Genomic DNA, 18,156 nt, shown 5'->3' with positions numbered 1-18,156 from the left:
CCCGCACGGGAACGAAGCCCCCGCCCGGTCCGCCGGCCGGGGGCTTCGGCGTACGGCCCCTCCCGCATAGGCTGCCGCCATGCCACCGGCCAAGAAGCGCGCCCGTTCCTACGACCCCGCCAGGACCCGCACCGCCGTACTGGCGCAGTTCGGGAACGTACGGGCGGCCGTACGCACCCTCACCCCCGAGCAGCTCGCCCTGCCGACGCGGCTCGGCGACTGGACCGTACGGGAGCTGGTCGCGCACATCGGGATGGCGCTGACGGCCGTGGACCGGCTGCTGGAGGAGCCGGTGCCCGCGCGGCAGGACGGGCGGCTGCTCGACTGGCCGTCCGCCATCGCCGCCGACGCGGACGCCATCGCCGGCACCGCCCGCCGGCTCGCGGCGGACCACCCCGACCCCGACGCCCACCTCGCCGAGACCGAGCGGCGCTTCACCGACCGCCTCGACGGAACCCCCGGCGGCCGGCTGCTCCCCACCAGCGCGGGCGCCCTGACACTGGCCGACTACGTCGTCACCCGCACCGTCGAGCTGGTCGTCCACACCGACGACCTGAACGCCGCCGTGCCCGGCCTCGACATCCCGTACGACCGTCAGGCCCTCGCCGCCTGCACCCGGCTGCTGGCCGACGCGCTCGCCGCGAGGGCCCCCGGCGGCTCCACGGAGGTGCGGATCCCGCCGTACGCGGTCGTGCAGTGCGTGGAGGGGCCGAGGCACACCCGGGGCACCCCGCCGAACGTCGTCGAGACCGACCCGCTGACCTGGATCCGGCTGGCCGGCGGACGGACGGCCTGGCAGGACGCGGTGGTCGACGCGAAGGTGAGCGCGAGCGGGGAACGGGCGGACCTCGGGCCGTACCTGCCGCTGCTGGGATGAGTCCGGGGCGGAAGGGGAACCACTCGCTCCCCGCCTTCGTCGAATCGGCATGTACAGGCAGAAGCACAAGCAGCGCATGACCCTGACGGCCGTCGCCGTGCTCGTCGTCCCGCTCGCGGCGGCCTGTGGCAGCGAGAAGGCGGGCGCCGGCAGCGGCACCGCGCAGGCGGAGGAACCGGTCACCGGCATCCACTGGAGCATCGACAGCGTCACCGTCGACGGCACCGTCCACCGCGCCCCCGACGGCGCGCACCTCACCCTCGACGACAGCGGCCGGGCCCAGGGCAGCTACGGCTGCAACACCTTCAGCGCCGATGTCACCGTCGACGGCGACCGGATCACGCTCAGCGATACCGCGTCCACCGAGATGGCCTGCGACGACAAGCCCATGGACGTCGAACGGACCCTCTCCCGCACCCTCTCCGACAGCACCCTGAAGACCGACGTGGACGACGGCCGTCTCACCCTCACCACCGGGTCCGGCGACACCGTCCGCCTGAGCAGGACCGAGGACACCCCGCTGCACGGCACCGAGTGGACCGTCACCGCCCCCGCCGTCGACGGCCGCGCCCACCTCACCTTCGACAAGGAGGAGGGCACCGTCGCCGGCCGCCTCGGCTGCAACCACGTGAACGCCGACGCCACCGTGCGCGACGGCCATATCACCCTCGGGACGCCGTCTCTGACCCGAATGATGTGCGAAGACTCACTCATGGACAGCGAGAAGGCGCTGACGAAGCTCTTCAACGGGACGGTCGCCTACGAGGTCGACGGCCGGACCCTGACGCTGACCAGCGAAAACGGCACCAGCGTCCGGGCGGTCGCCGAGCAGTGATCCACTGCTGGGGCCACATCCCCAATTCGGACCAGTGGTCGACCTCGCCTACACTCGGAGTCGTGCCACGTGGTGACGGACGACTCAACCACGACCTGCTCCCCGGTGAGAAGGGCCCCCAGGACGCTTGTGGCGTCTTCGGTGTCTGGGCTCCGGGCGAAGAGGTCGCCAAGCTCACGTACTTCGGGCTCTACGCCCTCCAGCATCGGGGCCAGGAATCCGCGGGAATCGCGGTCAGCAACGGCTCCCAGATCCTCGTCTTCAAGGACATGGGCCTCGTTTCCCAGGTCTTCGACGAGACCTCTCTCGGTTCGCTCCAGGGTCATATCGCGGTCGGACACGCCCGCTACTCGACCACGGGCGCCTCCGTGTGGGAGAACGCCCAGCCGACGTTCCGCGCCACCGCGCACGGATCCATCGCGCTCGGCCACAACGGCAACCTGGTCAACACGGCGCAGCTCGCCGAGATGGTCGCCGAACTCCCCAAGGAGAACGGCCGCGCCCCCAAGGTGGCGGCCACCAACGACACCGACCTGATCACCGCCCTGCTGGCCGGCCAGCGCGCCGCCGACGGCGAACCGGTGACCGTGGAGCAGGCCGCGCACGCGGTCCTCCCCCAGGTCCAGGGCGCCTTCAGCCTCGTCTTCATGGACGAGAACACCCTGTACGCGGCCCGCGACCCGCAGGGCATCCGCCCGCTGGTCCTCGGCCGCCTGGAGCGCGGCTGGGTCGTCGCCTCCGAGTCCGCCGCCCTCGACATCTGCGGCGCCAGCTATGTCCGCGAGATCGAGCCGGGCGAGTTCGTCGCCATCGACCAGAACGGACTGCGCACCTCCCGATTCGCGGAAGCGAAGCCCAAGGGGTGTGTCTTCGAGTACGTGTACCTGGCCCGCCCGGACACCGACATCGCCGGCCGGAACGTGTACCTCTCGCGCGTCGAGATGGGCCGCAAGCTCGCGAAGGAGGCCCCGGCCGAGGCCGACCTGGTCATAGCGACCCCGGAGTCCGGCACCCCGGCCGCCATCGGCTACGCGGAGGCGTCCGGCATCCCCTTCGGCGCCGGCCTGGTCAAGAACGCGTACGTCGGACGTACGTTCATCCAGCCCTCGCAGACCATCCGGCAGCTCGGCATCCGTCTGAAGCTGAACCCGCTCAAGGAAGTCATCAAGGGCAAGCGCCTGGTCGTCGTCGACGACTCGATCGTGCGCGGCAACACCCAGCGCGCCCTGGTCCGGATGCTCCGTGAGGCGGGCGCCGCCGAGGTCCACATCCGGATCTCCTCGCCGCCCGTGAAGTGGCCCTGCTTCTTCGGCATCGACTTCGCCACCCGCGCGGAGCTCATCGCCAACGGCATGACGATCGAGGAGATCGGCACCTCGCTGGGCGCCGACTCCCTGTCGTACATCTCCATCGACGGCATGATCGAGGCGACCACCATCGCCAAGCCGAACCTGTGCCGCGCCTGCTTCGACGGCGAGTACCCGATGGAGCTGCCCGACCCCGAGCTCCTCGGCAAGCAGCTCCTGGAGACAGAGCTGGCCGCCGGCACGGCCGCCCCGGCCTCGGTCGACGCGATCCGCCGCCCGTAAGCCCTGACGGACGACACGAAAGCTCTCACAGTCATGTCCCAGAACACTGGTGCCAGCTACGCAGCGGCGGGCGTCGACATCGAGGCGGGCGACCACGCCGTCGAGCTGATGAAGAAGTGGGTGAGGAAGACGCAGCGCCCCGAGGTCCTCGGCGGCCTCGGCGGCTTCGCCGGCCTCTTCGACGCCTCCGCCCTGAAGAACTACGAGCGGCCCCTGCTCGCCTCCGCCACGGACGGCGTCGGCACCAAGGTCGACATCGCGCGCCGGCTGGGCGTGTACGACTCCATCGGCCACGACCTGGTCGCCATGGTCATGGACGACATCGTGGTGTGCGGCGCCGAGCCGCTGTTCATGACCGACTACATCTGTGTCGGCAAGGTCCACCCGGAGCGGGTCGCCGCCATCGTCAAGGGCATCGCGGAAGGCTGTGTGCTGGCCGGATGCGCCCTGGTCGGCGGTGAGACGGCCGAACACCCCGGTCTGCTGGGTCCGGACGACTTCGACGTCGCCGGGGCCGGTACGGGCGTCGTGGAGGCCGACCGGGTGCTCGGCGCGGATCGCATCCGCACGGGTGACGCGGTGATCGCCATGGCGTCCTCCGGGCTCCACTCGAACGGCTACTCCCTCGTCCGCCACGTGCTGCTGGACCGCGCGGGGCTCGCCCTGGAGGCCCGGATCGACGAGCTGGGCCGCACCCTCGGCGAGGAGCTCCTGGAGCCCACCAAGATCTACTCGCTGGACTGCCTGGCCCTGCTGCGCACCACCGAGGTGCACGCGTTCAGCCACGTCACCGGCGGCGGGCTCGCGGCCAACCTGGCCCGGGTCGTCCCGGACGGACTGCACGCGATCGTGGACCGCTCCACCTGGACCCCCGAACCGGTGTTCGACCTGGTCGGCCGGACCGGTTCGGTCGAGCGGCTGGAGCTGGAGAAGACGCTGAACATGGGCGTCGGCATGATCGCGATCGTGCCGCAGGAGTCCGTCGACGTGGCGCTGACGACGCTGGCCGACCGCGGGGTGGACGCCTGGGTCGCCGGTGAGATCACCGGCCGCGGTGAGCACACCACGGGCGCCGCCCTCGTCGGTGACTACGCGAAGTGAGCGACGGTGTGCTGCCCGCGCGGTGAACGTGCGGGCAGCACATCAACACATCAGGCCGTCAGGGCAGCCGAGGCAGCACTAAACCCGGTCGGTGACCGGAGTCACCGACCGGGTTGGTGTTCAGCGCAAGGTCAAGCGCCGCGACGCTGTTGCGAGGACGGTCCGTCCTCGTCCTCGTCGTCGTCCTCATAGAGGTCGGCGTACCGTGCGTACAGGTCGTCGTCTTGCTCATCGTCCTCGAAATGCTCACCATTCGGTGGCTGGTTCGATGGCGATGCGCCCAGCTCCTCGGCCAGGCGGGAGAGATCAGTCCCACCGCTGTTGTACTTCAGCTGGCGGGCGACCTTCGTCTGCTTGGCCTTGGCCCGGCCGCGCCCCATGGCTCGACCCCCTCAACGACGGGGCTCGACGGCCCCAGAGTCTTGACACGCGTTCATGGTCCAGAACGGACTCTCCGCGGAGAGTCCGGTCCGTAGGGCTTCCACGGTACCTGAGCCCGCGCCCATACGGTACGTCGCCCGCATGACGTGCCCGCGCCCAGGACCTTCGAGGCGCCCCGTCCTCGCTGGTCAACCGCGATTTTAACCACTTATCGACGGTCGACCCGCCGGAAGAAGTGAGAGTTCTCTCCAAGTGACCCCCGGCGGGTACCGCTCACATGTACGAGGGCGCCCCGAGCCGGGCCGCCCGCACACGCGTCATCGCACCGGGCGTGCCTCCGCCATCCGCTGCTCGGCGATCCGGTCGGCCGCGGCGGCCGGCGGAATCCCGTCCTCCTTCGCACGTGCGAATATGGCGAGCGTGGTGTCGAAGATCTTGGACGCCTTCGCCTTGCACCGGTCGAAGTCGAAGCCGTGGAGCTCGTCGGCGACCTGGATGACACCGCCGGCGTTCACCACGTAGTCCGGCGCGTAGAGGATCCCGCGGTCGGCGAGGTCCTTCTCCACACCCGGGTGGGCGAGCTGGTTGTTGGCGGCGCCGCAGACCACCTTGGCGGTCAGCACCGGCACGCTGTCGTCGTTCAGCGCCCCGCCGAGCGCGCACGGGGCGTAGATGTCCAGGCCCTCGGCGCGGATCAGCGCCTCGGTGTCGGCGACGGCGGACACGCCCTGGGGGTGCCGGTCGAGGATCCGTCGTACGGCGTCCTCGCGCACGTCGGTGATCACGACCTCGGCGCCCTCCGCGCGCAGGTGCTCCACCAGGTGGTGGCCGACCTTGCCGACGCCCGCGACACCGACCCTGCGGTCGCGCAGCGAGGGGTCGCCCCACAGGTGCTGGGCGGCGGCCCGCATGCCCTGGTAGACGCCGAAGGACGTGAGCACGGACGAGTCGCCCGCGCCGCCGTTCTCCGGGGAGCGGCCGGTGGTCCAGCGGCACTCGCGGGCCACGACGTCCATGTCGGCGACGTAGGTGCCGACGTCACAGGCGGTGACGTACCGGCCGCCGAGGGAGGCGACGAACCGGCCGTAGGCCAGGAGCAGTTCCTCGGACTTGATCCGCTCCGGGTCGCCGATGATCACGGCCTTGCCGCCGCCGTGGTCGAGCCCGGCCATGGCGTTCTTGTACGACATTCCGCGCGCGAGGTTCAGCGCGTCGGCGACGGCCTCCTCCTCGGAGGCGTACGGGTAGAAGCGCGTACCGCCGAGGGCGGGGCCCAGCGCGGTGGAGTGGAGGGCGATGACGGCCTTGAGGCCGGTGGCACGGTCCTGGCAGAGCACGACTTGCTCATGGCCTCCCTGGTCCGAGTGGAACAGGGTGTGCAGGACGCCGTCAGATACGTCGGTCACTGTGGTGACTCCTGAGTAAGTAGCGGCGGGCGGGATCGGCCCCCGTAGAGGTGGCGGGGACTGTGGCACGAGATTAGATCCTTGCGCGCCCGTCGGCGGCACCGTGTCCCGGATCACCTCCGTCCGGAGTACCGCCGTGCGACGATTTGCAGGGGTTTCCCACCCGTCCGAGAGGAGGCCCGGCAGGTTTTCGCGACGGCCCTCGGGGGAGGGAGCAGGCGTGCCCAAGGTGTCCTCGGTGATCGTCCCCTACGCGACCTACTTGCGCGTGTACGAACCGCTGGCCGCCTTCCCGGAACCGGAACGCGGTCACTGGGCCCGTTACGCCCGCCGCCCCGACCGCCCCTCCTGCCAGGACGAACTCCGCCGGGCCCTGGCCGACCTCGCGCCCACCCCGCCGGTACCGGTGCCGGTGCACGAGAGCGGCGACGCGTTCGTGCTGGAGGCCGACGGTGTGGTCTGCGTCTGCCCCTGGCGCACCCGGCTGCGCGGCTGGCAGGCCCTGGGCGAGCTCGCCGAGGAATTCCCGCTGCCGGTCCTGGACGCGCTCCTGCCCCCGGTCGTACGGCACCAGGCGGCCCGGGACTACGAGCGCTGGCTGGCCGACCACCCCGACGCCCGGCCGTGGATCCGCACCGCGACCTGGCAGGTGCCGATCAACTGGTTCGTGCTGTTCGCGGACGACGAGCGGGAGTACGCCGAGGGCTCCGCCGGCGAGGCGCCCGTCCTGCGCTACCGGACCCCGATGGTCCAGGCCCGCCGACGGGTGGCGCGCGGGCTGCGGGCGCTGCGGGACGCCGTGGACGAGAGCCTGCTGATCGACGGCCTCGTGGACGTCGGGCGCTGGCTGGAGGAGTTCCATCCGCGCTCGCTGGTCGAGCTGGACTACGGCGGACTGGTGCACGCCCTGCCGGCCGGCACGCTCGAGGGCGACCATTCGGCGGCGGACGTGACCGAAGGGATCGCGGCGCTGCGGCGCGGTGACGGGGAGGGCGCAGGGGATGCCTACGGGCGCCTCGTGGAGCGCTGGCGGTCGGTCCGCGACCTGCGTTCGGCGAACTGACGTTTGACCAAACGCCGTTCTTGGGGTTTTGTCTTCGCCCTGAGGTGCCTGAGGTTTCGTCAGTGCACGCCCGAGAACGGACGTAGGCGCCGATCCGGGCGTATGTCCCAAGCGCGTCAAGCGTGACGGACCGCACTTACGTGGCCCTTGCGCCCCTTGCCCACCCTCATGCCAAAATAGGACAAGGAGTCCGGGGAGGACTCTTCCGTCCTGCTGTGCTCAACTATGGGCGGATTCTCGGCATTACGTGCTTTGGGGGGTCCGGTGACTCCTGATCGCTGCTGTGACTGATCGTCACAGCGGCGTGACTGTCCGCTATGGCATGGTCCATCGGCTTCCGCGGCTGATGAACACCTGGGAGGGCAATTCCATCGGTTTGGCCGACGTGGTTGGACAGATGGTGTAGTTGTAGTGCCGAGGACAAGCCGTTCGTCCTATAACCGACTCGACTCGCGTCCGCCATTTCGGGCAACGCGGGTCAAGGTGCAGAATTTAGAGGAAAGAACCGAGAAGGTTCGGTTCTCCCGAGGAGGCCGCTCATGACCGCTCGCACCCCTGATGCCGAGCCGCTGCTGACCCCGGCTGAGGTCGCCACCATGTTCCGCGTCGACCCGAAGACGGTCACGCGCTGGGCGAAGGCTGGCAAGCTCACGTCGATCCGCACGCTCGGCGGGCACCGCCGTTACCGCGAAGCCGAGGTCCGCGCACTGCTCGCGGGCATTCCGCAGCAGCGCAGCGAGGCCTGAACAACCGCATGAACCGGGCAGAACCGACTGGTCCCCCACCGGCCGAGCCGCCCGGGAACCCTGGCTCCAAGCGACACGGGGACTGCCCCAACAGGCCCCTCGCCCAAGCAGATCAGAGCTTTCCAGGCAACTGAACAAGGGTGCGTCGTCGATCGCGCTGGACTCCGCCGAGTCCGGCGCGATCTTTTTTGTGCGCTGATGGGGGACCGGCTTCGCCCTGGCGGGAGCCGGGGAAGGCTCTGTGAGCGGGCTTGTCGGACTCTGGGGAGGGGTGGAGGGTCACCTGGGCGCGGGTCGGCACGGACCTCTCCGAGTGGTGCAATTGCACATATTAAATTGACCTGTTGTAGGAGAGGTGTAAGTACCGCACTTCCTAAAACTCATACGGTGACACCCGTCACATACCAGTCGGCTTGTTGAGCCTGCGGCATATGCGCTAGAGGGAACGGGCGTTGGGGCCGGGGTGTTCCCCGGCGGGCCGGGAGGCGTCCGAGGGGCGGGGCGCGGAGCCCATCGCCATCCGCGGGAGACGGTGGCGGGTGGGACGGTGGCGGGTGGGACGGTGGAAGGTGAGGTGCCGGTACGGCGACGCGGCCGACAGGCGCGCACGGAGCGGCGCCCTGCTCCCCGGAGTACCGAGGGGCGGCGGAACCTGTCAAGACGGCAGAGGGGTGCAGGGCGCCCCGAACGCACGACAGGAGCCCGGATCCGAAGACCCGGGCTCCTGTCGTGCGTGAGGCCCGCTCCCCTTGCGGGGTGCGGGCCTCACGGTTACTGCGGTCCTGACGGGATTTGAACCCGCGGCCTCCACCTTGACAGGGTGGCGAGCACTCCAAACTGCTCCACAGGACCAGATTTCGCGGCGCCATTCGTGCGTTGCGCTGCGAGAAGGACTCTACAGGAGGCGGACCCCCTGGTCGAACTCACCCTGCGTGCGGGGCCCGTCACGGCACCGCCGCGTCGATCGCCTTCACGATCCGCTTGTCCGACACCGGGTACGCCGTACCGAGCGCGTGGGCGAAGTAGCTGACCCGCAGCTCCTCGATCATCCAGCGGATGTCCAGCACCTGCCGCGGCACGGGCCGTCCCTGCGGCATCTGCTCCAGCAGCCACGCGTACTCGTCCCGCATCTCGTGGACCTTCGCCATGCGCGTGGTGTCCCGCTGCGCGTTCGCCGGCATCTGCTGCAGGCGCCGGTCCGCGGCCACCAGATAGCGCATCAGGTCCGGCAGCCGCCGCAGCCCCGCCTCCGTCACGAAACCGGGCCGCACGAGCCCGTCCAGCTGCCCCCGTACGTCCTGGAGGTTGGGCAGCAGCACAGGGCTCCGTATGCCCTTCAGGCGGCGCTCACAGGCCTGCCACGCCGCCAGCACCTGCTGCACCTGGCCCACCGCGCGGACCGTCGTGTCGACGATCTCCGCGCGGACCTTGTCGTACAGCTTCCGGTAGGACTCCTCGTCCCACACCGGCCCGCCGAAGTCGGCGATCAGCTTGTCCGCCGCGGCCGTCGCACAGTCGTCGAACAGGGCCTGCACCGAACCGTGCGGATTGGCGGACAGCGCCAGCTTCTGCGCGTTCGTCAGCTTCTCGGACGCGAACTTCGCGGGGTTCACCGGAATCCCCAGCAGGATCAGCCGGCGCGTGCCCTTCCACATCGCCTCCGCCTGCTCGGCCTCCGTGTCGAACAGCCGGACCGACACCGTGTCACCGTCGTCGACCAGCGCCGGATACGCCTTCACCGGCTGACCGGCCCGGCGCGTCTCGAACACGCGGGTCAGCGAACCGATCGTCCAGTCCGTCAGCCCCTTGCGCTCCAGGGACTCGCCGCCCTGACGCTGCGCCGTGGCGGCGGCCGCCTGGGACAGCGCCTGGCGGGCCTTCGGCCGCAGCCGGAGCTTGAGCGCCTCCAGATCCTTGTCCTCGGCGACCTTGCGGCGCCGCTCGTCGACGATCCGGAACGTCACCTTCAAGTGGTCCGGAACCCGGGACCAGTCGAAGTCCTCCGCATCGAACGGCACCCCGACCATTCGCTTCAGCTCACGCGCCATCGTCACGGTCAGCGGCTCCTGCAGGGGCACCGCCCGCGCCAGGAACGCCTTCGCGTAGTTCGGCGCCGGCACGTAGTTCCGCCGGACCGGCTTGGGGAGCGAACGGATCAGCTCCGTGACGACCTCCTCGCGCAGCCCTGGGATCTGCCAGTCGAAGCCCTCGTCCGTCACCTGGTTCAGCACCTGGAGCGGAACATGGACCGTCACGCCGTCGGCGTCCGCACCCGGTTCGAACTGGTACGTGACCCGGAACTTGAGCGGGCCCTGCCGCCAGGAGTCCGGGTAGTCCGCCTTGGTGACCGCCTCCGCCGACTCACGGATCAGCATCTCCCGCTCGAAGTCGAGGAAGTCCGGCTGCTCGTGCCGCTTGTGCTTCCACCACGAGTCGAAGTGCGCCCCCGACACCACGTGTTCGGGGATCCGCTGCTCGTAGAAGTCGAACAGGGTCTCGTCGTCGACCATGATGTCCCGGCGCCGCGCGCGGTGCTCCAGCTCCTCGACCTCGGTCAGGAGCCGCCGGTTGTCGGCGTAGAACTTGTGGTGCGTCCGCCAGTCACCCTCGACCAGGGCGTTGCGGATGAACAGCTCCCGGGAGATCTCCGGATCGATCCGGCCGTAGTTCACCTTGCGCTGCGCCACGATCGGCACGCCGTACAGCGTCACCTTCTCGTACGCCATCACGGCCGCCTGGTCCTTCTCCCAGTGCGGCTCGCTGTACGTGCGCTTGAGCAGATGCTCCGCGAGCGGCTCCACCCACTCCGGCTCGATCTTCGCGTTGACCCGCGCCCACAGCCGGGACGTCTCCACCAGCTCGGCCGACATCACGAACCGCGGCGGCTTCTTGAAGAGCGCCGAACCCGGGAAGATGGCGAACTTGGCGTTCCGTGCGCCCAGGTACTCGTTCCGCCCGCCGTCCTTACGGCCCGCCGGGCCCGAGTCCTTGGACTCCTTCACGTCCTTCATGCCGATGTGCGACAGCAGACCGGCCAGCAGGGAGACGTGGACACGGTCGCCGGGGGCGTCCTCCTCGTTGAGGTGGATGCCCATCTGCTTGGCGACCGTACGCAGCTGCGTGTAGATGTCCTGCCACTCGCGGATCCGCAGGAAGTTCAGGTACTCCTGCTTGCACATCCGGCGGAACGACGACGAACCGCGCTCCTTCTGCTGCTCGCGGACGTACCGCCACAGGTTGAGATACGCGAGGAAGTCGCTGGACTCGTCCCGGAACCGGGCGTGCTGCTGATCGGCCTGCGTCTGCTTGTCGGCGGGCCGCTCCCGCGGATCCTGGATGGACAGCGCGGCCGCGATGACCATCACCTCACGGACGCAGCCGTTCTTGTCCGCCTCCAGCACCATGCGGGCCAGCCGCGGGTCGACCGGCAGCTGCGCCAGCTTCCGCCCGGCCTCCGTCAGCCGTTTGCGGGGATCCTTCTGCGCCGCGTCGAGAGCGCCCAGCTCCTGCAGCAGCTGCACACCGTCGCGGATGTTGCGGTGGTCCGGCGGGTCGATGAACGGGAACTTCTCGATCTCACCCAGGCCGGCCGCGGTCATCTGCAGGATGACCGAGGCGAGGTTGGTGCGCAGGATCTCCGCGTCCGTGAACTCCGGACGGGCCAGGAAGTCGTCCTCGCTGTACAGCCGGACGCAGATGCCGTCCGAGGTACGGCCGCAGCGGCCCTTGCGCTGGTTGGCGCTGGCCTGCGAGACCGGCTCGATCGGCAGCCGCTGCACCTTGGTGCGATGGCTGTAGCGGGAGATGCGGGCGAACCCGGGATCGATGACGTACTTGATGCCCGGCACGGTCAGGGACGTCTCGGCGACGTTCGTCGCCAGCACGATCCGGCGGCCACTGTGCTGCTGGAACACCCGGTGCTGCTCGGCGTGCGACAGCCGGGCGTACAACGGCAGCACCTCGGTCGACCGGTACCGCTTCTTCGTGAGCGCGTCCGCCGTGTCCCGGATCTCCCGCTCACCGGAGAGGAACACCAGGATGTCGCCCGGCCCCTCCGCCATCAGCTCCTCGACGGCGTCCGTGATCGCGGTGATCTGGTCCCGGTCGGCGTCGTCCGAGTCCTCCTCAAGCAGCGGCCGGTACCGCACCTCCACCGGATACGTACGCCCGCTGACCTCGATGATCGGCGCGTCCCCGAAATGCCGGGAGAAACGCTCCGGGTCGATGGTCGCGGACGTGATGACGACCTTGAGGTCCGGACGCTTCGGCAGCAGCTGCGCGAGATAGCCGAGCAGGAAGTCGATGTTGAGCGACCGTTCGTGCGCCTCGTCGATGATGATCGTGTCGTAGGCGCGCAGCTCGCGGTCGGTCTGGATCTCCGCGAGCAGGATGCCGTCGGTCATCAGCTTGACGAACGTGGCGTCCGGATTCACCTGATCGGTGAAACGGACCTTCCAGCCGACGGCCTCACCCAGCGGCGTGTCCAGCTCCTCCGCCACCCGCTCCGCGACCGTGCGGGCGGCGATCCGGCGGGGCTGTGTGTGCCCGATCATGCCCCGGACGCCCCGGCCCAGCTCCATGCAGATCTTCGGGATCTGCGTGGTCTTGCCGGACCCGGTCTCACCCGCGACGATCACCACCTGGTGATCACGGATCGCCTCGGCGATCGTGTCCTTCTTCTGGCTGACGGGCAGTTGCCCGGGATACGTGACCGCGGGCACCCGGGCACGCCGCCCGGCCATCCGTTGCTCGGACCCGGCGACCTCCGCCTCGATCTCGGCGAGCACGGCGGCGCGGGCCTCCGGGTTACGGATCCTGCGCGCACCTTCGAGCCTGCGTCCGAGCCGGTGCGCGTCGCGCAACGACAGCTCGGTGAGGCGGGAGGCGAGGGAGCCGAGAGCGGGGGCAGAGTGCGTAGACATACGGACTCCAGGATCTCATCCCGCGAAAATTCGCGGCCAATGATTTTGCCGGGGCACACAACAAGGCCCCGATCAGGGATCGGGGCCTTTGTTGTGGCTGGGGCCGGGGTCGAACCGGCGACCTATCGCTTTTCAGGCGATCGCTCGTACCAACTGAGCTACCCAGCCGAGGTGTTTCACGTGAAACACCAGCGGTCCTGACGGGATTTGAACCCGCGGCCTCCACCTTGACAGGGTGGCGAGCACTCCAAACTGCTCCACAGGACCAAGCGTGTCGTACGACAGTGTCGCACAGGGTGATGCGTGCCCCCAACGGGATTCGAACCCGTGCTACCGCCTTGAAAGGGCGGCGTCCTAGGCCGCTAGACGATGAGGGCTATCGGCCCGCCTGGGCGCTTCTCAGCGCGTCGGGGACGTGAGAAGCATACGTGGTGTCGGGAGGATCGCCAAAACGGTTTACGGCGCGGGCGTCGAGGGGGTGGCCGACGGGGTTCCGGAGGGCGACGGAGAGGTGGTCGCGCCCGGCTGGTTCTCCTTCGGGAGGTGGCGGCTGACCTCCGCCGTGGTGAGGCCGAGGCCGCCCAGTTCGATCGAGTCCCAGGCCTGGAGGCGGCGCGTGTCGCGGTCGAAGTAGAGGATCGACGTCTCGATCGGGTCCGGGTACGTGCCCTCGATGGCGCGCAGGCCGCTTCCGCCGGTGGAGCCCTCGACGCGGAGCCGGGTGCCGTACTTCATGACCTCCGTCTCCTCGTGGTGGATGTGGCCGGCCAGGACCAGCGGCACGGTGCCGTCGACCTCGCGGGCCGCGGACGGTTCGTGGGCGATCGCCACGTCCACCGGGGTGCCGGCGGTCCGCTGGTCGCGCAGGGCGGAGGCGAGACGGGCGCCCGCCAGTTCCTGGGACTGCTCGGCCCCGGTCCTCTCCGAGCGGTCGGGGGTGAACTGCGGATCGCCGATGCCGGCGAAGCGCAGGCCGGCGATGGTCTTCGCCCTGCCGTCGTCGAGGACGTGGACGTTCTTCATGCCTTCGAGGTAGCGCTGGGTGACGAGCGAGTCGTGGTTGCCGCGGACCCAGACGTAGGGGGCGCCCAGGTCCTCGACGGGGTCCAGGAAGCCGTTCTCGGCGGCGGTGCCGTGGTCCATCGTGTCGCCCGAGTCGACGATCACATCCACCTGGTACTGCTCCACCAGCGAGGCGATGATCTTCCAGCTGGCCGGGTTGAGGTGGATGTCGGAGACGTGCAGGACGCGGAGGGTGGTCGGGTCGGGCCGGTAGGCGGGGAGGGTGGAGGTGGCGTCGTAGAGCTTGGTCACGTTGGTGACCAGGCGTGCCAGCTCCTTCTGGTAGACGTCGAACTCCGTGACGATGCTGCGCGCGTCGCCGACCAGGGACGGGGCGGAGGAGAGCAGGCCGGAGAACCTGGGTTCCAGGACGGAGTCGGGGTTCCAGGTGGCGTACGCCGTGCCGCCGGACGCGGCCAGCAGGCCGAGGGCGAGGCCGCCGGCGGCGAGGGCGCGGCGGGGGCGGCGGTAGACGGCGAGGCCGAGGGCGGTGGCGCCGGTGACCACGGCGACGCAGGAGCGCACGGCGAGGTCGGCGGTGCCGTGGGCGATGTCCTGGGTGACCTCGTCCTGGAGGCCGGAGAGGCGTTCGGGGTGGTCGACGAGGGCCTGGGAGCGCTCGGGGTCGAGCTGGTCGACGTTGACGTCCAGGCGGACGGGCGCGATGTGGCTGTCGAGCTGGAGGGCGCCCAGCGGGGAGATGTTGATCTTCGTGCCGCCGGTGACGGAGGGGCGCAGGGTCATGGTGGTGTTCATGGGGCCCACCGGGACCCGGACGTTGCCGACGATCAGCAGGCCGAGCCAGGCGCCGAGGACGACCACGGCGACGAGGCCGGCCGCGCGCGTCCAGGGCCGCGGCTGCGGGGTGAGGGTGAGCGTCGCGGTGGTGGGCCGGCGGGAGCGGTGGCGGTGGGTGAGGGCCCGCGGGACCCGTGGGAGGCGGTGGAGGGCGTTCGGGACGGCGGAGGGGACGCGGGCCATTGGTCCCGTATGCCCAAGTCGGCGGCTGGATATGCGGGGCCCGCGCGCAACTCGTACGGACGGCTCGTGCCCGACAATGGCTCTGTGCTGGAGATGACGCGCGAGATGTTCGAGGAGCTGGTCGCCGAGGCGCTGGACCGGATCCCGCCGGAACTGACGCGGCTGATGGACAACGTCGCGGTGTTCGTGGAGGACGAGCCGCCGGCGGACGATCCGGAGCTGCTCGGGCTGTACGAGGGGACGCCGCTGACGGAGCGGGGCGAGTGGTACGCGGGGGTGCTGCCGGACCGGATCACCGTCTACCGGGGGCCGACGCTGCGGATGTGCGAGTCCCGGGAGGACGTCGTCGCCGAGACGGAGATCACGGTGGTGCATGAGATCGCCCATCACTTCGGGATCGACGACGCCCGGCTGCACGCGCTCGGCTATGGATAGGCCGTACGCGTGTCTTCTTGCGGGTGGTGGGAGTTGGTGTGGTTGACCCAGCACTCCGACCGGAGGTGGCCCCGTGCGCCGCTTGTACGTACCCGCCCGCCTGGCCGCCACGGTCGTGGCCGTCGTCGCCGCCGCCGGCTGCATGAGCGTGGGTGAGGACGGTGCGGGCGGGAGCGCCGGACCGTCGCACTCCGAGGGGAGGCCGGGCGGTGAGGCGCCGGACGGGGGCGCCGCGGTGTCGGGCGGCGGTGCCGGGTACGGCGTTGCGTCCGCCGACGGGGCGCGCGGGGACGGCACGGGCGAGGGGCGCAAGGGCGAGGGGAAGAAGGGCAGGGCGGGGAAGGCGGCGTCCGCCGAGGCCTCGCCGTCCGTGGGGGCGAGCCGGTCCGCGTCGGCCGACGGCGGGCCGGACGGGTCCGCGGGGCCGCCCCCGGACGACCGGCCCGTGCCCCCGGAGCCCTCGCGGACACCGGAACCGCAGCCCTCGCCGGCGCCCCCCGAGCCGTCGGTCGCACCGGAGCCGACACAGGCGGAGCCGTCCTCGTCGGCGCACCAGCCGCCCGAGACGCAGTTGGCGCAGCGGGAACCGGCGCCGGAAGCGGGGGTGCCGGTCTAAGCTCTCTTCTCCAGTGCCTCCCCGCCCGCCGGACCCCGCGCTCACCTGCCGGTTTGCTTTCGGGGTGCCGGAGTGCGTATGGTGGCAGATCGTTTGATCCTATTTGCCCGGCGCCACTGCAGAGCGCGCCGTGTGGCGCGTACTCTCTCCCTTGCCGTGGTGGACCGCATCGAGGCGGTCGTAATTGCGAACTGCGAATCACGGAGTTGACGGGCGCGTGCCGAAGAGACTCCGGAAGGTTTCGCATTCGTATGCCCATCGCCAGTACTGATCACGTCGTCGTGCCCGAGAACATCGAGGACACCGACATCGACGTCACCACCGAGGTGGCGGCTCCCGAACTCACCACCGAGGTGGCGGCTCCCGAACTCACCACCGAGGTGGCGGCTCCCGAACTCACCTTCGCCGACCTCGGCCTGCCCGAGGGTGTCGTGCGCAAGCTCGCGCAGAACGGCGTGACCACCCCCTTCCCGATCCAGACCGCGACCATCCCGGACGCGCTGGCCGGCAAGGACATCCTCGGCCGTGGCCGCACCGGCTCCGGCAAGACCCTCTCCTTCGGTCTGCCGACCCTGGCCACGCTGGCCGGCGGCCGGACCGAGAAGCACAAGCCGCGCGCCGTCATCCTGACGCCGACGCGTGAGCTCGCCATGCAGGTCGCCGACGCGCTCCAGCCGTACGGCGACGTCATGGGCCTCAAGATGAAGGTCGTCTGCGGCGGCACCTCGATGGGCAACCAGATCTACGCCCTCGAGCGCGGCGTCGACATCCTGGTCGCCACCCCCGGCCGTCTCCGCGACATCATCAAGCGCGGCGCCTGCTCCCTGGAGAACGTGCAGATCGCGGTCCTCGACGAGGCCGACCAGATGTCCGACCTGGGCTTCATGCCCGAGGTCACCGAGCTGCTGGACCAGGTTCCGCCGGGCGGCCAGCGGATGCTGTTCTCCGCGACCATGGAGAACGAGATCAAGACCCTCGTCGACCGGTACCTGAACAACCCGGTCAGCCACGAGGTCGACGCGGCGCAGGGCGCGGTGACGACCATGTCGCACCACATCCTCGTCGTGAAGCCCAAGGACAAGGCGCCGGTCACCGCGGCCATCGCCTCCCGCAAGGGCCGCACCATCATCTTCGTCCGCACCCAGCTGGGCGCCGACCGCGTCGCCGAGCAGCTGCGGGACGCGGGCGTGAAGGCGGACGCGCTGCACGGCGGCATGACGCAGGGCGCGCGGACGCGGACGCTGGCCGACTTCAAGGACGGCTACGTCAACGTCCTGGTCGCCACCGACGTCGCCGCGCGCGGCATCCACGTCGACGGCATCGACCTGGTCCTCAACGTGGACCCGGCCGGCGACCACAAGGACTACCTGCACCGCGCGGGCCGCACGGCGCGCGCCGGCCGCACCGGCACCGTCGTCTCCCTGTCCCTGCCGCACCAGCGCCGCCAGATCTTCCGGCTGATGGAGGACGCGGGCGTCGACGCCACGCGCCACATCATCCAGGGCGGCACGGCCTTCGAGCCGGAGGTCGCCGAGATCACTGGGGCCCGGTCGATGACCGAGGTCCAGGCAGAGTCGGCGGGCAACGCGGCGCAGCAGGCCGAGCGTGAGGTCGCCCAGCTCACCAAGGAGCTGGAGCGGGTGCAGCGCCGTGCCTCCGAGCTGCGCGACGAGGCCGACCGGCTGCTGGCCCGGGTCGCGCGGGAGCGGGGCGAGGACGTCGAGACGGTGGTCGCCGAGGCGGCCGAGGCGGCCGGGGCCGAGGTCTCGCTGCCGGAGCAGCCGACCGCGCGGGACGTCGAGCGGACCGAGCGCGTGGAGCGTACGGAGGCACCGGCGCCGTACGAGCGGCGCGAGCGCCGTGACGACCGCGGTGGTGACCGTGGCGGCTTCCGTCGCGACGACCGCGGTGGTGACCGTCGTGACGACCGTGGTGGGCGTTCGTTCGAGCGTCGTGACGACCGCGGTGGTTTCAACCGTGACCGTGACCGTGGTGGTGACCGCCCCGGCTTCCGCCGTGACGACCGTGGTGGTGACCGCCCCGGTTTCCGTCGCGACGACCGCGGTGGTGACCGTCGTGACGACCGTGGTGGGCGTTCGTTCGAGCGTCGTGACGACCGCGGTGGTTTCAACCGTGACCGTG

At 70.3% G+C, this 18,156-nt stretch carries 14 protein-coding genes and 4 tRNA genes; 9 read left to right on the top strand and 9 right to left on the bottom strand.

What is annotated here, in order from left to right; all coding sequences use genetic code 11:
* Positions 1–79 precede the first annotated feature (79 nt).
* The 4 genes from ACH4VX_RS17110 to purM all read left to right on the top strand — a co-directional run bounded on the left by ACH4VX_RS17110 (position 80) and on the right by purM (position 4,402).
* Positions 80–877 carry a sterol carrier family protein gene (locus tag ACH4VX_RS17110; protein ID WP_398368211.1) on the top strand — a complete coding sequence of 266 codons (798 nt, stop codon included), beginning with the start codon at positions 80–82 and terminating at the stop codon, positions 875–877.
* A gap of 49 nt (positions 878–926) precedes the next feature.
* Complete coding sequence (locus tag ACH4VX_RS17105) at positions 927–1,712, top strand: META domain-containing protein (RefSeq protein WP_398368210.1); 786 nt, start codon at positions 927–929, stop codon at positions 1,710–1,712.
* Between the two features lie 62 nt (positions 1,713–1,774).
* A complete protein-coding gene (purF, locus tag ACH4VX_RS17100; protein WP_398368209.1) occupies positions 1,775–3,301 on the top strand; it encodes an amidophosphoribosyltransferase in 1,527 nt (508 codons plus the stop codon).
* 33 nt (positions 3,302–3,334) lie between these two features.
* Positions 3,335–4,402 carry a phosphoribosylformylglycinamidine cyclo-ligase gene (gene purM / locus ACH4VX_RS17095; RefSeq protein WP_398368208.1) on the top strand — a complete coding sequence of 356 codons (1,068 nt, stop codon included), beginning with the start codon at positions 3,335–3,337 and terminating at the stop codon, positions 4,400–4,402.
* 131 nt (positions 4,403–4,533) lie between these two features.
* Here purM and ACH4VX_RS17090 read toward each other — a convergent pair whose 3' ends face one another.
* On the bottom strand, positions 4,534–4,782 hold the full coding sequence (locus ACH4VX_RS17090) for a DUF3073 domain-containing protein (protein ID WP_073933448.1): 249 nt from the start codon (positions 4,780–4,782) through the stop codon (positions 4,534–4,536).
* Between the two features lie 318 nt (positions 4,783–5,100).
* On the bottom strand, positions 5,101–6,189 hold the full coding sequence (locus ACH4VX_RS17085) for a Leu/Phe/Val dehydrogenase (RefSeq protein ID WP_398368207.1): 1,089 nt from the start codon (positions 6,187–6,189) through the stop codon (positions 5,101–5,103).
* Positions 6,190–6,409: 220 nt separating this feature from the next.
* Between ACH4VX_RS17085 and ACH4VX_RS17080 the strand changes: the two genes are divergently transcribed.
* Both ACH4VX_RS17080 and bldC read left to right on the top strand, forming a co-directional pair.
* A complete protein-coding gene (locus tag ACH4VX_RS17080) occupies positions 6,410–7,252 on the top strand; it encodes a hypothetical protein (RefSeq protein ID WP_398368206.1) in 843 nt (280 codons plus the stop codon).
* Between the two features lie 539 nt (positions 7,253–7,791).
* A complete protein-coding gene (bldC, locus tag ACH4VX_RS17075; protein WP_003949541.1) occupies positions 7,792–7,998 on the top strand; it encodes a developmental transcriptional regulator BldC in 207 nt (68 codons plus the stop codon).
* Between the two features lie 436 nt (positions 7,999–8,434).
* On the opposite strand, the gene ACH4VX_RS17070 is transcribed toward bldC, so the two are convergent.
* The 7 genes from ACH4VX_RS17070 to ACH4VX_RS17040 all read right to left on the bottom strand — a co-directional run bounded on the left by ACH4VX_RS17070 (position 8,435) and on the right by ACH4VX_RS17040 (position 14,963).
* Positions 8,435–8,599 (bottom strand): hypothetical protein, encoded by a 165-nt coding sequence (locus ACH4VX_RS17070; RefSeq protein ID WP_398368415.1) that lies wholly within the window; start codon positions 8,597–8,599, stop codon positions 8,435–8,437.
* A 176-nt stretch (positions 8,600–8,775) separates the two neighbouring features.
* Positions 8,776–8,850: transfer RNA gene (locus tag ACH4VX_RS17065), tRNA-Asp, on the bottom strand.
* Positions 8,851–8,942: 92 nt separating this feature from the next.
* On the bottom strand, positions 8,943–12,920 hold the full coding sequence (gene hrpA, locus ACH4VX_RS17060) for an ATP-dependent RNA helicase HrpA (protein WP_398368205.1): 3,978 nt from the start codon (positions 12,918–12,920) through the stop codon (positions 8,943–8,945).
* Positions 12,921–13,014: 94 nt separating this feature from the next.
* A tRNA-Phe gene (locus tag ACH4VX_RS17055) sits at positions 13,015–13,088 on the bottom strand.
* 24 nt (positions 13,089–13,112) lie between these two features.
* Positions 13,113–13,187, bottom strand: a tRNA-Asp gene (locus ACH4VX_RS17050).
* Between the two features lie 37 nt (positions 13,188–13,224).
* Positions 13,225–13,297 (bottom strand) — tRNA-Glu (locus ACH4VX_RS17045).
* 79 nt (positions 13,298–13,376) lie between these two features.
* Positions 13,377–14,963 carry a metallophosphoesterase gene (locus ACH4VX_RS17040; RefSeq protein ID WP_398368204.1) on the bottom strand — a complete coding sequence of 529 codons (1,587 nt, stop codon included), beginning with the start codon at positions 14,961–14,963 and terminating at the stop codon, positions 13,377–13,379.
* An 84-nt stretch (positions 14,964–15,047) separates the two neighbouring features.
* On the opposite strand from ACH4VX_RS17040, the gene ACH4VX_RS17035 reads away from it, so the two are divergent.
* The 3 genes from ACH4VX_RS17035 to ACH4VX_RS17025 all read left to right on the top strand — a co-directional run.
* Positions 15,048–15,398, top strand: a complete 351-nt coding sequence (locus ACH4VX_RS17035; protein ID WP_073933509.1) for a metallopeptidase family protein — start codon at positions 15,048–15,050, stop codon at positions 15,396–15,398.
* A 73-nt stretch (positions 15,399–15,471) separates the two neighbouring features.
* Positions 15,472–16,014: a hypothetical protein gene (locus ACH4VX_RS17030; RefSeq protein ID WP_398368203.1), complete on the top strand. Its 543-nt coding sequence runs from the start codon at positions 15,472–15,474 to the stop codon at positions 16,012–16,014.
* A 251-nt stretch (positions 16,015–16,265) separates the two neighbouring features.
* Positions 16,266–18,156: DEAD/DEAH box helicase (locus tag ACH4VX_RS17025; RefSeq protein ID WP_398368202.1), on the top strand; the 1,891-nt coding region annotated here is incomplete at its 3' end.

Origin of the sequence: Streptomyces sp. NPDC020731, from assembly GCF_044334705.1 — a bacterium.
Classification (GTDB): Bacteria; Actinomycetota; Actinomycetes; order Streptomycetales; family Streptomycetaceae; genus Streptomyces.
Note: the sequence above shows the minus strand (reverse complement) of the source record. Positions and strands in the feature narration are given on the sequence as shown.